The following is a 13,721-nucleotide window of genomic DNA, read 5'->3' on the forward strand; positions in this document are numbered from 1 at the left end:
TGCCTCCGTTCCGGCCCCATCCGCAGAGGCCACCGCCACCCCACCTACATGAGTCGCCATCAAGCCGGTCAGACCGACTGAACGACGCCGCCCTGGGGCAGACGCTCGTCAGCCCCGCCGAGGTCTGCCGGTACGTCCGCCCCGCCGCGGCGCGGTGCGACGACCGGGTGCGGGCAACTGGACGCTGAACTGCCGCTCGTACGTCTCGGCCGGCGGGCGCCCCCTGCAGCGGCGCGACGCCGGGCGCGCCGGGGGTGCCGATGACCCGCGTCTCGACTTACTGGACGGGGGCCCGGTGGTCGAAGCAGCGGAGGTCGGCGGGGGCCGGTGGTGCACTTTGCCGATGAAGGCGGCCGTACGCGGGAGGTCCGCTTTGCGCCGCCGCCTGGGCTGCACGTCCTCTTCGCCGCGGCGCTCAGATCGCCATGGTGGTCGCCGATTGGTGTCCCGCGCGTGCCCCTCTGGCGCAGGACCTGGCTGCCGAACGCCGCATCCGCTGACGCCTTACCACCAGATCCCGGACGGGCAAAATCGTCGATCCCGCGGATCCTCGACTCCGCACCACCCCAGGCATTCCGCTCGGCGCGGCGTCACACCGCGCCGCCTGGGGCGACCAGTCAGAAAGGAGGCGGCGGCATGCAGCCCGACCAGATCGCGGTCACCATCGCCCGGCAGGGCAACCGGATCACCGCCCGAACCATCGGCCCGCCCGTCCAGGACGACACCACGACCACCTCCGTCCAAGAGCACGGGTACGCCCACCTGACCGGCCCGTTGCGGCAGCGTGGTCTGGTGTGCACGGTCGAGTACGGCCTCAGCGATTACATCGTCCACGCCGAACTCCCCGACGTCAGCGCCCTGATCATTTCCCCGCCCCAGGAACCGCCCACCGACCACCCGCCCGGCCACCCGAAGAGCTGGCTGGTCACCCGCAGCAGCCCGGACGATCCCACGGTGCACGAAGTGCTCTACAACTCTGAGCCCGGCGGGCCGCACGCCAGGAACGGCGGCAGCACCGCCCCGCTCCTGGCCGCCATCGACGCCCGCCTGGACCAGCTCGGCCTGCCCTCAACGGCGCCGTCCGTCACGCTCGAACCGTTCAACGCCGCCGACACCGTTCTCCACCGCGCCGGCTTCGTCTCCGAAGTAACCCACCGTGGACGCTTCCACTACCTGCCCGTCGGCATGACCGACCCGGGCGAGCAGCGTCGCGCGGTGACCGGGGCCGTGGCCGCGCTGAAGGCCGAGGGCTTCGTCCACGCCGTCGAGGCCGACCTGCTCGACAACAGCCTCCCGGTCTCCACCGACAGCCGGGCGAGCCTCGGCGACCGTCTCGCTCATCTCACCCAGTCCCTGTCCCGGGCCGGTCACACCAGCCAGGCCGTCGCGGCACTCAGCGAGCTGACTGCGCCCGGCGACGGCGTCCTGGACCGGCTCGCCGAAGCCCTCAATGCCACGGCCGACTGGTGGGAGGAACTCGGCGGGCCGATCGATCCCGTCTACGCCGACCGGCTGCGCCGCATCAACCAGCAGATAAGCGTCTCCTTCATGGAGATCAAGCAGCTGCGCAACGCCCTGGCCGACCGCCACACCGCACACCCCCGGCACACCCAGCCCGACCCGGTACCCGCGCAGGAGCCCCGCGTCGCTGCCGCGCTGGCGTACTCGCCGACCGCCCAGCGAAGCCGTCCAGCACCCACACCCGCTTGTCCTGCCGCCACGCCCGCCCCACCCGCGGCCCGGCCCGAACGCACGCGCTGAACCGACTCACCCAACTGTCGCCACCGTCTCCGACCTGGAGGAATGCCTCCTCATGATCCGCACCCGCAGACCGTCCGCCCTCACTGGTCCCGCTGTAGCTACCTGCCCCGAACGGATTCGCCATGCCTCCTTTCGAAGACCCGCTCCCCGATGTCGTGGTCGGCCGCCACCCCGACTTCGGCATCGTCGCCGCCAACCCCAAACACCTCGCCGCGAGCGCCTGGATGCTCCGCGGGTTCGACTTCCACCCTGTCCCTGGCCACCCCGATCTGTACGCACTGGCCGATCAGCAGCGCGACGGACGGGGCCGTACCACCCGTGCTGTCGACCTCCTGCGCCGGGCCAACTACCGGGTCCACGTCGACGTCGAGTTCGACGCCTCTCCCGCAGCCCCAGAGCCGGTTCCCACCGCCACCTCGTCCCAGCGCGTCGAGCCCGACGTCGCGTTCGCCGACCACCCCCGGCTCGGCATCGTCGCCGCCACCACCGACGGCACAGACGCCGGCGAGCAGCTCCTGGAAAAACACGGCTGGCAGCCCCACCCCAGCCTTGACATCTACGTGCTGCCACCCGCCACCGGGCGCGACCAGGCCCTTAGCCAGCTCGCCCAGGCCACCGCGGCAATGCGCCGTGCTGACCTTCAGGTCGCCGTGCAGCCCGCCCTCGCCCGGGATGTCACCGCGCGGCGTCTGCCCGCACCGACCAGGCCGGCGCCCCGGGAACGCGGCCCGGACGCCGCCGCGCGCAGGTTGCCCTCCCTGAGCGCTGCCGCGCTGGCGGCCAGTCCCGCTCGCGCCGGCCGGCCAGGCACACCCCCGGTCCCCGCACCCGCCGCCCCGGCCCCGGTCTCCCGACCGGTGGACCCGCGCGTGGCGTTCTCCCACACCCGCTGACGCCCCAACCCCTTGGAAGGAAGAGCCGTCGTGGCCGTTGTTGGTACGCCCGGCTATCAGAACGTGCGGAAAGGCGAGTCAGGTAGCTGCGGGGCGGTGAGGCCCGCCCCGGAGCACGTCGGCAGTCATTGCCCATCGTTCGTGGTCCAGCCACGCACCGTTGATGCGCTAAAAGCTCCGGGCCCGCCTCGCCTTCGCCCAACACTCCACCGGCTTTCCCGCCACCACCGATAGGAGATCCGCCTTGCCCGAAGCACCAGCAGAGCCGTTCATTCCGATCCGGCACACCATCACCGGCGAGATCACCACCACCGGCTACAACGCCGCCGCCCGGCGAATCCTGCTCCAGGACGGCTTCGAAGAGAGGCCCGGCTGCGCCTGCGGAGCGACGGAACCCGGTACGGAGCGGACACATGGGCCTGCTCGCCAGCCGACGAGCTGCTCGTCGCCGGCCACCCCCTGCCCCTGGACCGAGCCCTCGGTCGGCCAGTGAGCGCCGACGGTGCGCACCGGTTGGCCCGGTCGCCGATGTCGGCATTGTCCGTGAACCGCTCCGAGACCGGCCAGCCCCTCCAGTCCACGCCAACCCCGCCCGCGCCCCTGCCTGTTGAAGGAGCCTCGTTGTGACCACACCCGGACCGCCTACCAGTCCAGCGCGCACCAAGGGCGGCGAACTACGGGCCAAGGTGGCCCGACTGCTGGCCGACCGGCCGGCGGACACGCTCACCATCGGGGGCATGGCCAGGCAGCTGGGCCACTCGCACGGCGCCGTCCGCAACGCCGCCCTCACCCTGGTGCGACGCGGCGAGGCCGACCAAGGCGGAAGCGGACAGCCGCAGTTCCGTGCGAATGCGAAGACTGCCGCGGCCGCGCAGACCGCTGTGATCAGCCCGCCGGGCACCCACCCTTCCCGCGCTCAGGCGGCCACGGCCCGCACGACCATTCCCGCAGCAGCCACGCCGAAGCAGACCGGCCCGATCCGTCGCGCGGGGGGTCAGCTCTACCACCCCCGGGAGCTGGCCGATCTGCCCGACGTCGAGGCGTTGAATCGCTTGCGTGACGCCGACGTGCCGGTGCTGCTCTACGGCCCTCCGGGCACCGGCAAGACGTCGCTGGTAGAGGCGGCGTTCCCGGACCTGCTCACCGTCGCCGGTGACGGCGACACCACGGTCGGCGACTTGGTCGGCGAGTACACGCAGGCTGACAGCGGAGGTTACGTCTTCCAGTACGGTCCGCTGGTCACCGCGATGACCGAGGGCCGCGCTCTGCTGATCGACGACGCGACCCTGATCTCGCCGAAGGTCCTGGCGGCGCTGTATCCCGCGATGGACGGGCGCCGCCAGATCCAGGTCAAGGCGCACAAGGGCGAAACCATCAAGTCCCAGCCCGGCTTCTACGTGGTGGCGGGCCACAATCCAGGCGTACACGGTGCCGTTCTGACGGAGGCGCTGTCGTCCCGATTCAGCGTACAGATCCAGGTCGGGACGGACTATGACCTGGCCTTGGCGCTGCGGATCGACGCCCGGGTGGTCCGAGTCGCCCGGCACCTCGCCCACCAGGTCGAACTCGGTGAGCTGGGCTGGGCCCCCCAACTGCGGGAGCTGCTCAGCTACCAGAAGACCGAGGCCGTCCTCGGCACCAAGGCCGCGCTTGCGAACCTGGTCGGCATCGCGCCTGTCGAGGATCGCGACGCCGTCTCCGCTGCCGTCGTCAAGGCTGTCGGCGTCAAGGAGGCCGCTCCCCTCACCCTCGGCAGGCAGCTTCCCGCCGCGACCGCTTCGGCCGTCCGGCAGCCCGCGGGAAGCACCAGCTCCGCGCACCGGGGCCGCGCGCGATGAGCGCCCGCCACCACGTCCAGTCCCCCGCCACCGCGCCGGACGACGACGCCGACCTCGCGCGCTGGGACGACGACGGCGCCCCGCCCGCGCAGCCCCGTACCTCCCCGGCCGCGTGGCTGCGCGTGGGTGCCGAACTCGGCGACCGGCTGGTGGCCCTCTCCGGCCGCCAGGACCTGCTCGTCACCTGCCGTCCCGGCACGCGCAGCGGCGCACCGGCCGGGTTCTCCCGCACGCTGGGCGAGGTCGAGTTCGACGCCCGTCTGTTCGCCCCGCTCCAGCCCCATGAGGTCAATCCGCGGATCGTGGGCGACGAGGAGCGGTATCCCGCCGCCTGGGGCGTGTTCGTCCACGAGGCCGCGCACGCGGCCCACTCCGTCTGGACACCGCCTACCGGAGCGGACCCCCGTGTCGTCGAGGCCGCCCTCCTGCTGGAGGAGAGCCGTGTCGAAGGCGCACACCTGATCACGCGGCCCACGGACCGCACGTACCTGCGCACCAGTGCCCGAACCCTGGCCATGCCCGACATCGCCCACCCCACCCTTCAGGGCATCGAGCACGCCGCCGGCGTGGCGGCCCTGATCCTCGGCCGCCGTGACGTCGGCATCCTGGACGCCGGCGAGACCCGGGCCGTCGCCGATCTGTGCGAAAAGGTGCTGGGCGCAGACCTGTTGGCCACCCTCACCCGCATCTGGACCGCAGCCCACCAGTGCGCCGACCACGACGCCCAGAGCATGCTCGCGCACGCTCAAGAATGGTGCGCCGCTCTGGACGCCGCCGCCCCCACCCTGCCTGTGCCGGAGAACCTCACCGATCTGCTGTCCGGCGCCGTGGGAGTCGTCATGGACAACACGGCAGCCACCGACGCCGCCGACCTCGCGGCACAGGCCGCAGCGACCAACGCCATGGCCGCGCAGTCCAAGGCGCAGGCTCAGGACCGAGCCCAGCGGGCCGGCCAGCGACGCCAAACCGCCGCCACCGCCAAGAGCGTCTTCAACACCCGCGGCACCACCGTCAACCCCGACGGCACACCGGCGCCCTACGGCAACCCGGTCACCGGCACCCGCAGGCCCACCGCCGCCGAGCACAGTGCCGCCGCGCGCCTGAGCCGCGCCCTGCGGGCCGCCGCCTATCGCGAGCGGACCGAGGAACGGACCACCAGCCCCACCCCGCCCGGCCGCCTCAACATGGGTCGAGCTCTCGCCCGCGACGCCCAGCGCGCGGCCGGGTCGGTCCCCACCGCGGAACCGTTCGCCCTGACCCGCCGCCGCAGTTCCCCCACCCCACCCCTGCGTGTGGGGATCGCCGTCGACGTCTCCGGCTCCATGCGTGCCGCCTGCGCGCCCGTCGCGTCCGCCGCCTGGATCGTGGCACGCGCAGCGGCCCTGACCGACCCCGACTCCCACACGGCCACCATCGCCTACGACACGCACCTGACCGCCTTGACCCGGCCCACCCACCGGGCACCGGAGCGCGTGACAACGTTCGACGCCAACGGCGGCAGTCACAACCTCGCCAACGCCCTGGACGCGCTCGACCACGGCCTCGAACTCAGCCGCCCCGGCGCCGGCCGCCTACTCGTGATCGTCACCGACGCCATCTACACCCCCGACGAAACCGCTCAAGCCGTCACCCGCGTCAAGCGGCTCACGACCGCCGGCTGCGCCGTGCTCCAGCTCACCGTCACCGCGCAGTCCCGCCACTTGCCGGGGACCACCTTGCTGCACCTGACCCAGCCCTCCAGCGCTCCCGCCGCCATCGCCACGGCGGCCACAAACGCCATTCGCAGGACACGCTGAGACGACGCAGAAGGCGGAAGCGTCCCCGAGACCACCGCCAAGCAGTCCAGACCACCTCCGTCCGCCGCATGAATCGCGCATCTGATGCACGACCCTCCGCAGCGACGCAGGCCACCACCCCAACCGCCAACGAAGGGCGCTCGATATGAAGCCCAAGACCAGCAGCCCGACCTCGAACGTAATGCCCATCAAACGGAATTCCCCGGGGATGAAGACGATTTACCAGATCTCGCACTCCTGCGGACACATCGCCGAGCGGGACCTCGGCGACCGGCGTGCCGACGAGCGCGCGGGACTGGTCCGCTGGCTGACCGAGCGTCCGTGCACCGACTGCTGGAAAGACGCCCACCAGCGCGACGCTGCGAGCACGCAGGAGTGGCTGGAGAACAAACGCGCCGAGGAGCAGGCCGAGTCCGAAGCCTGGTCAGCCCAGTACGCGATGCCTCCGCTGGAAGGCACCGAGCGCGCGGTCGCCTGGGGCGTCCGCTGCCGGCACCAGATCCTCGCCGCTGCCTACACCGTCCTCGTCGCGGAGGGCGACACCGCCGAGACCGAGTGGGAGGCGATGGAGGACAAGGCCAGGACCGTTACCCGAGCAGGGTGGTGGATTGATCAGCGGTCCTCCGAGCCCGGTGATCTGGCCGAGCTGCTCGACGCGGCGACCGACGCTGATCGGCCGACTGAGAACCCGTATTTCTGACCCGCCCGGTGCCCCGCCCGGGGCGGGCACCGGCTTCCCCTTGGCCCCTGCTCACCGATGCGGATCTGTCATGCCTCAGTACCCCCTGCGCTGCGCGATGTGCGGCGCACCGAAAGCACCACGGAGCTGCTCGTCCAACCGCACGGCAGTGAGCCCGGCTTCCGGCCGTACCTGCTCGCCGCCTGGTCGCCCGAGCTGACCGCCCAGGACGGCATTTCCCTGCCGTTGCTGGCGGCCGTGCTCGACGAGCCACTGGCCCTGCACACACCGCGCACCGGACGCCCTCCGGCCCGGCGGCTGACGTGGCACTGCGCGATCCGCAACACCACCGCGGTCGAGCTGGACGACGACTGGTTCGGGCTGACATGCGAAGTCCTGGACGGTACCGGCATGGAACCGGACGACGACCCGTCGGCCTGCCGCTGGGTGGCTCTGCGCAACCAGGCCGACGGGCTCGACATCGTCACCACCGTCATCCGCCAGGACGGCCGCTCGGCCCGGCTGCACGGCGACGCCGACTTCGCCCGCTCTGCCTGTACGAGCTTGGCCGACGACCACGGACTCCGCTCGTCGGCATGACGAAGGCACGGGCTTCTACCACCGGTCTCCGGACGGGCCAAATCGCGGATCGTGCGGATCCTCATCACCCGGAAGCCCGACCACGGGCCCCGCCCCTTCGCTCTCGTTCGAGGTCAACGCCGTGATCGCTCACCTTCAGCGCGCCAGCAACGCCGCCAACCTGCTCGCCTACCTGTACGGGTCGGGCGAGCGCGGCGACCAGAGCAACCCCCGTGTGGTGGGCGGCGACTGCCACGGCGTCCCGATCGACCTGCTCACGCACTCCGACAACCTGCCCTACCTGGCCCATGCCCTGAACGCGCCTGCCGAGCGCCTCGGCCCCCGGGTCCCGGAGCGGCCGGTGTGGGTCTGCTCCGTCCGCTCCGACCCCTGCCAACGCGACCTGAGCGACGCCCAGTGGGCGGAGATCGCCCGCCGGGTCGTGCGGGTCACCGTCGCACCCGGTGGCGATCCGGACGCCTGCCGCTGGATCGCTCTGCGCAACCAGCCCCGCCAGGTGCACGTCGTGGCGACCCTCGTCCGCGAGGACGGCAGCCTCCACAACGCCTACCGCGACGCCTTCCACCTGCAGACCGAATGCCGACGTATCGCCGCAGAACTCGGCCACGTGCCAGCCTCCCCTCAGCCCACGCCCCCCGTACCGGAGAACGTCATGCCGCTCACCGTCACTATCACCACCGAGCCGAGCGGCAGCGTCGTCGCCCGCGGCGGCGACAGCCTGGCCGTGATGCTTCTCGACCGCGCCGGCTTCCCCTACGTCAACGACTGGCACGGCCCCCGCCATCGACTGCCCACCTCCATGCCGCGCCACGAGCAGGCTGCCACCGCCTCGCACGCCGCCGAGATGCTCCGCGCCGCCCGATACACCGTCGAACTCGACCCCGCCCTCGACGCCTCTTCCGCCGACCCACAGTCCCTCGGCGGGCAGGTCCTGGCGGTCACCGACCGGATTCGGGGCGCCCAGAGCGGCGCCGAACTGGCAGACGCGCTCGAACCGCTCCTTCACGAAGAGCACGGAGTCCTGGAGCGGGTGCGGGAGGCGCTGGAGGCCGCCGGGGAGCAGATCACCGACCTGGACGACGAGGCGTACCAGCTCGGTGATCGGTTCGGGTTCGCCGCCGAGTTCATCGCCGCAGCGCAGGGCGAACTCCTCGGCGGGGATGAGGAACTGCGCCGTGTAGCCGTTCCCGCGCACGAGCGAGCAGCGGCGCGGTCGGCTGCGGTGCACGACACTCGCAGCGCCGCGCTGGCCACCTCGCCCGCAGCGGCCCAGGGACCAGTCTCCCGGACCACCGCGCCCTCCACCCCGGCCGCGGCACCGCCCTCCGGCCCGCCGCGCGACTCCGCGCCCCGGGCCCGGTGATCGGCGATGCGCTTGCTGCCCGCCCTGCGCCGCTCCGGCGGCCTGTCACCCCTCTACCTGATGCGGGCCTCCGACGCCCTGGCCAGCACCACCGCCACCTACGCCATCCCGCTGCTGGTTCTGATCACCACTGGCTCCACCGCGCTGACCGGCATCGCGTTCCTGCTGGAGTGGACACCGCGTCTGAGCGCGTTCACCTTCGCCGGATCGCTGACCGACCGTTTCGGCGCGGCACACGTCTTCCGCTTGACCAACTTCGTCCGCGCCACCATGATCGCCCTCGCCGCCGTCCTGCTGATCGCCCTCCCCAGCGCAGGAGCCGTGACAACTACGGTTGTCCTCGCCTTCGGCACGGTGTCCGGGCTGCTGGCGGAGGTCTCGTTCGTCGCTGTGGAGACGCTCGGCGCCGAAGCCGGTCGGCACCTGGGCGGCCAGGCGCACCGTGTGCAGGCCGCGCAGACCGGGATCGACCAGGGCGCCGTGCTCGTCGGTCCGCTGCTGGGCGGCCTACTGCTACTGGCCGGGCCTGGCGTGCTGCTGGCCGTGGTTGCGCTGCTGGCGATGACCGCAGCCGCTGCAACGCCGGACGACAGCGTCACGGCGGAGGGACACCGTGCGCCGAGCAGTCTGCTCACCGGATGGCGGACCCTGCGCCGAACTCCCGCTCTGGCCTGGTTGATCGGGGGGCTCGCCGCCTCCAACCTCGCTTCGGGGGTGCTGCAGGCCGCTGCCCCGATCACCGTCATCCACCGCTTCCGTTACTCCACCGCCGCCGTCGGCGCGGTGTGGAGTGCGGCGGCCGTCGCCTCGATGCTCACGGTGATCGCCGCCCGAAAGGCCATCGACCGCTGGTCGGTGTGGCCGGTCGGCGCCGTGGCTGCCGCCGTATCCACCGCAGCCTGCCCCGCCGTCGCCCTGGCCCCCGGCTTCGCCGCCTACACCGCGGCCGTCGCAGTCCTCATGGCGGCCGAAGGCGCGCTGACCGTCGTCCTGCGCACCCTGCGCGCCCGGCTCATCCCGGCGTCCGCGTTCGGCTCGACCCTGGCGGTGACGATCATCTTGGTGCTGCTGCCGCTGCCGGTGGCCGGTGCCCTGGTCGCGGCCGTGCCCACCGCCGGACTTCCCCATCTGCTGCTGGCCTGCGCCATCGGTCAGGGCCTGGTGCTCGCCTCGTGCTTCAGCGGACTGCGCCGCCACCGCGAAGCCTGCGCACCCCCGCTCGAACCAGCCCTCGCGGCACACCGAAGTGAGCCGGTCCGGCCTGTGGACGCGCCGTGACCACCTTCGTCCCCACTCCAACGCCCCTTTCCCCTTCCCCTCTTCCTCTCCGTCTCCCGCCCGCTGGAAGGTTCCCCATGCCCCGATCCACCCGCCCCCTGCTGATCGTCGTCGCCGGTACCGACCGGGTCTACCGCGGCTACTGCCTGGAAAGCGTGGCCGCCGGGTACGACATCGCGCTCATCGACACCAACCCGCCGACCTGGCAGCAGCACCTGCTCGTCGACCACGAGACCGCCGATACCCGCGACCTCGAGGCGGTCGTCGCCGCGGGCCTCGCGCTGGCCGCCCGGCACACCGTCGCCGGGGTGCTCACCTGGGACGAGTACGCCCTCGTCCCCACCGCCACGCTCGCCGCCCGCCTCGGCCTGCCCGGCGCCACCCCCGAGTCGATGACCTGCGCCCGGAACAAGGCTGCCAGCCGTGCGAAGTTCGCCGAGCACGGCGTGCCGTCGGCGCAGTCCACGGTGGTCGACTCCCTGCCGCACGCCACCGCCGTCGCGCACCGCACCGGGTTCCCCGTCGTCCTCAAGCCCGCCTCGCACGCCGCGAGCATCGGCGTGATCCGCGTCGACCGGCCCGAGGAGCTGCCCTCGGCGTGGGCGTTCGCCTCGGCCGGCGCCGGCGGGCAGGGGCGCGAGGGGTACGGGGTGCTGGTCGAGGAGTACCTGTCGGGGCCGGAGATCTCGGTGGAGTGCGTGACCGCCGGCGGGATCACCACGCCGCTGGCGGTGACACGCAAGGAGGTCGGCTTCGCCCCGTACTTCGAGGAGACCGGGCACACGGTCAGCGCCGGCGACCCGCTGCTGCCGGAAGTCGGCCCCGTCGCGGTCCAGGCCGTGTCCGCGCTCGGCATCACCGACGGCGTGCAGCACGTCGAGATGCGCCTGACCCCCGCGGGCCCGCGGATCATCGAAGTCAACTCCCGTATCGGGGGCGATCTGATCGGCCGACTCGTCCGCCTGGCCACCGGCCTGGACCTGCCGCGCATCGCCGCGGACATCGCCTGCGGAATCGGTCCCTCACTGGCACCGACCAGGAAGGGCACCGCTGCCGTCAAGATCCTCTACGCCCCGGCGACCGGCACGCTGAGCGCCCGGCATCTGCCGGTCAAGCCCGGTGTCCAGCCGCCGTGGCTGCGGCAGGTGGCCTGGCTTCGCGAGGTCGGCGACCACGTGGCGCTCCCCCCGCAGGGCGACGCCGGCTCCGCCCGGGTCGGAGTCTTCATCGTCACCGCCGACGACCCCGCCCGCGCCCGCGCCCGGGTCGACGACCTGTTGGGCCGGCTGATGCTGACAGTCGCCTCGCCGGACCGCCGCCCGTAGCCCGACCCGGAGCTTCCTGGAGGAACCGTGCCCAACTACTACGACAGCATCGGCGAAGCCATCGGCGCCGCTATGGCCCACAACATCGCGCTCGCCCACCGCAAACCGCCCCGGATCCCACCGTCCGTCGACACCGTCGAAGCCGCCCGCGCCACGCCCCCGCACGGACGGGGCGAACCGGCATTCGATGCGCAGTCGCCCGCGAACCGAACCGAGCCCTTCGGTACGGACATCGAAATCTTCCGGTGACGGGACGGCACGGTGTGGGCGGATGCCCGCCACAGCCTGCCCGACGCCTCCCGTCACCTCGTGCACAGCGTCCTGCGGCTGGAGGGCTTCCAGCTCGTCAGCCCCGACGTGCTCCCCCACTCCTACAAGCTTGTCACCGTCCCTCCCGAGGGCGAGCTGCGGCGGCAGCTGTCCGCCGTGGCCGAGAACCTGTCGCGCAGCGGGTTCACTGTCAACATCGAGCCCGACCTCTACACCGACGAGGTCCTGCCGCCCGCGCTCGCCGAGCCCCGCCGCCAGAAAGCCGCCCGGCTCAGCTCTCCCTCCATGGGGACGACTCCGGCCTCCGCCGAGACCTCACCACCGTTGGCACCACCTACCGGTCCGACGACCGTTCGCCGTACTCGCTGAAAGGCCACTTGACCATGCACGCCCCGAGATCCCGTCGCTGCTGCCGCGCCCCTCCTGACCAGCACCAGCCCCTGGACCCGCCATGCCTTCGCCTCCCCGCTCCCGCCAGCCTTCCACGACAACGGGTACCGATACGGCCCTGATCATCGTCCTCGGCCTCTGGGTCACCGTCCTTGCCTTCGGCGCCCTCACCTGGCTGACCGGCAACCTCACCAACGCGATGTACGGCTCCGGCTCGTGGACGCACTTCGCCACCCTGGACGCCGCGCTCCACCCCCACCAGATCTGGCCGCACCTCGACGCCACCGCCGTCCTGATCGGCGCCCGCCTCGTTCCCGGCCTGCTCACCCTCGCCCTCGCCACGACCGGCTGCACGGTATGGCTCCGGCTCCGCGCCACTCCCGCCGGTCTGGCGGGCAAGGCCGACCTCGCCCCGCTCCTCGGCAAGCAGATCACCGCCAAGGCCCGCGACCTGCGGCCGAGCCTCGCCGGCCAGGAGCGTAAAAGAGGTCGCAGCCGCTGACCGCGGCATCCTCCTCGGCACGCTGTCCCCCGGCCGAGCCGAGGTGCGCGCGTCCTGGGAGGACGTCCTCGTCGCCATCATGGCCCCCCGCTCCGGGAAGACCACCGGGCTCGCCATCCCCGCGATCCTTGCCGCACCCGGCCCGGTCCTGCTCACCAGCAACAAAGCCGCCAACGACGCCTTCACCACCACCTTCGACGCCCGGTCGCAGGTCGGCACCGTGTGGACGCTGGACCCGCAGCAGATCGCCCACCATCCCCGCCAGATGTGGTGGGACATTCTCGCCGACGCCCGCGACCTCGCTGGCGCCACGCGACTGGCCGGGCACTTCGTCGCCGCGTCCGTGGACGAGGCCGCCGGATCCGACTTCTGGTCCACCGCCGCCAGCAACACGCTCGGCGCGCTGTTCCTCGCCGCGGCCTCCCACCGGCGGCCTATCACCGACGTCCTGGCCTGGCTCGCCTCACCGGCCGACCGCACCCCGGTCGACCTGCTCACCGACGCCGGCCACGACGCGGTCGCCGCCCAGCTCCAGGGCACCGTCTCCGGCGCCACCGAAACCCGCGACGGCATCTACGAGACCGCGAGGCAGTACGCGAGCTGCCTGCTCGACCCGGACGTCGCCGCATGGGTCACCCCCGCCAAGCACCTGCCGCAGTTCCGCCCCTCGGCGTTCGCCACCTCCCGCGACACCCTGTACCTGCTCAGCAAGGACGGAGGCGGCTCTGCGTCGGCGATCATCGCCGCAGCAGCCGACGCCGTGATGCGCGCCGCCGTCGTCGTCGCCGAACGGTCCGGCGGCAGGCTCGACCCGCCCGCGCTGTGCGTGCTCGACGAAGCCGCCAACGTCTGCAGGATCGGTGATCTCCCGGACCTCTACTCCCATCTGGGCAGTCGGGGCGTCATCCCGATGACGATCCTGCAGTCCTACTCTTCTGAGTCAGGAATTTCGTTCATATCTGTAGACTTGGCCTGTGGCACGGACGGGTCGGCCGAAGGCCGAGTTGGTGTTGTCGGTTGATGAAC

The 13,721-nt window shown here is 72.2% G+C and carries 12 protein-coding genes and 1 pseudogene; all 13 read left to right on the forward strand.

The genetic code is table 11. The annotated features are described in order from the left end of the window. Positions 1-636: 636 nt before the first annotated feature. Positions 637-1,761, forward strand: a complete 1,125-nt coding sequence (locus tag ACH4PY_RS36920) for a hypothetical protein (RefSeq protein WP_398192901.1) — start codon at positions 637-639, stop codon at positions 1,759-1,761. Between the two features lie 122 nt (positions 1,762-1,883). Continuing rightward, the gene (locus ACH4PY_RS36925; protein WP_398192902.1) at positions 1,884-2,654 is read left to right on the forward strand and encodes a hypothetical protein; all 771 of its coding nucleotides are present in this window, start codon (positions 1,884-1,886) and stop codon (positions 2,652-2,654) included. Between the two features lie 271 nt (positions 2,655-2,925). Next, positions 2,926-3,147, forward strand: coding sequence for a hypothetical protein (locus tag ACH4PY_RS36930; protein ID WP_398192911.1), 222 nt, complete (start codon positions 2,926-2,928; stop codon positions 3,145-3,147). A gap of 193 nt (positions 3,148-3,340) precedes the next feature. Beyond that, positions 3,341-4,492 carry an AAA family ATPase gene (locus tag ACH4PY_RS36935; protein ID WP_398192912.1) on the forward strand — a complete coding sequence of 384 codons (1,152 nt, stop codon included), beginning with the start codon at positions 3,341-3,343 and terminating at the stop codon, positions 4,490-4,492. Then, positions 4,489-6,288 carry a hypothetical protein gene (locus ACH4PY_RS36940; RefSeq protein ID WP_398192903.1) on the forward strand — a complete coding sequence of 600 codons (1,800 nt, stop codon included), beginning with the start codon at positions 4,489-4,491 and terminating at the stop codon, positions 6,286-6,288. The genes ACH4PY_RS36935 and ACH4PY_RS36940 overlap by 4 nt, the downstream gene beginning before the upstream one ends. 145 nt (positions 6,289-6,433) lie before the next feature. After that, a complete protein-coding gene (locus tag ACH4PY_RS36945; RefSeq protein ID WP_398192904.1) occupies positions 6,434-6,988 on the forward strand; it encodes a hypothetical protein in 555 nt (184 codons plus the stop codon). 99 nt (positions 6,989-7,087) lie between these two features. After that, positions 7,088-7,567, forward strand: a complete 480-nt coding sequence (locus tag ACH4PY_RS36950; protein WP_398192905.1) for a hypothetical protein — start codon at positions 7,088-7,090, stop codon at positions 7,565-7,567. Between the two features lie 121 nt (positions 7,568-7,688). Continuing rightward, positions 7,689-8,930, forward strand: a complete 1,242-nt coding sequence (locus ACH4PY_RS36955; RefSeq protein WP_398192906.1) for a hypothetical protein — start codon at positions 7,689-7,691, stop codon at positions 8,928-8,930. Positions 8,931-8,936: 6 nt separating this feature from the next. Continuing rightward, positions 8,937-10,208: an MFS transporter gene (locus tag ACH4PY_RS36960; RefSeq protein ID WP_398192907.1), complete on the forward strand. Its 1,272-nt coding sequence runs from the start codon at positions 8,937-8,939 to the stop codon at positions 10,206-10,208. A 77-nt stretch (positions 10,209-10,285) separates the two neighbouring features. Beyond that, the gene (locus tag ACH4PY_RS36965; RefSeq protein ID WP_398192908.1) at positions 10,286-11,533 is read left to right on the forward strand and encodes an ATP-grasp domain-containing protein; all 1,248 of its coding nucleotides are present in this window, start codon (positions 10,286-10,288) and stop codon (positions 11,531-11,533) included. 27 nt (positions 11,534-11,560) lie between these two features. Beyond that, entirely contained in the window at positions 11,561-11,782 is a 222-nt protein-coding gene (locus ACH4PY_RS36970; protein ID WP_398192909.1) for a hypothetical protein, read from the forward strand. 60 nt (positions 11,783-11,842) lie between these two features. Further along, the gene (locus ACH4PY_RS36975) at positions 11,843-12,172 is read left to right on the forward strand and encodes a hypothetical protein (protein ID WP_398192910.1); all 330 of its coding nucleotides are present in this window, start codon (positions 11,843-11,845) and stop codon (positions 12,170-12,172) included. A gap of 82 nt (positions 12,173-12,254) precedes the next feature. Next, positions 12,255-13,626: pseudogene (locus ACH4PY_RS36980) on the forward strand (type IV secretory system conjugative DNA transfer family protein); the annotation flags it as partial. Positions 13,627-13,721 lie beyond the last annotated feature (95 nt).

This window comes from Streptomyces sp. NPDC021224, from assembly GCF_044332905.1.
Classification (GTDB): Bacteria; Actinomycetota; Actinomycetes; order Streptomycetales; family Streptomycetaceae; genus Actinacidiphila.

Excerpts from the sequence above, each read along its gene's own strand:
- ACH4PY_RS36920 (WP_398192901.1), top strand. The coding sequence starts at position 637 with ATGCAGCCCGACCAGATCGCGGTCACCATCGCCCGGCAGGGCAACCGG.
- ACH4PY_RS36925 (WP_398192902.1), top strand. The coding sequence starts at position 1,884 with ATGCCTCCTTTCGAAGACCCGCTCCCCGATGTCGTGGTCGGCCGCCAC.
- ACH4PY_RS36940 (WP_398192903.1), top strand. The coding sequence starts at position 4,489 with ATGAGCGCCCGCCACCACGTCCAGTCCCCCGCCACCGCGCCGGACGAC.
- ACH4PY_RS36945 (WP_398192904.1), top strand. The coding sequence starts at position 6,434 with ATGAAGCCCAAGACCAGCAGCCCGACCTCGAACGTAATGCCCATCAAA.
- ACH4PY_RS36960 (WP_398192907.1), top strand. The coding sequence starts at position 8,937 with ATGCGCTTGCTGCCCGCCCTGCGCCGCTCCGGCGGCCTGTCACCCCTC.
- ACH4PY_RS36965 (WP_398192908.1), top strand. The coding sequence starts at position 10,286 with ATGCCCCGATCCACCCGCCCCCTGCTGATCGTCGTCGCCGGTACCGAC.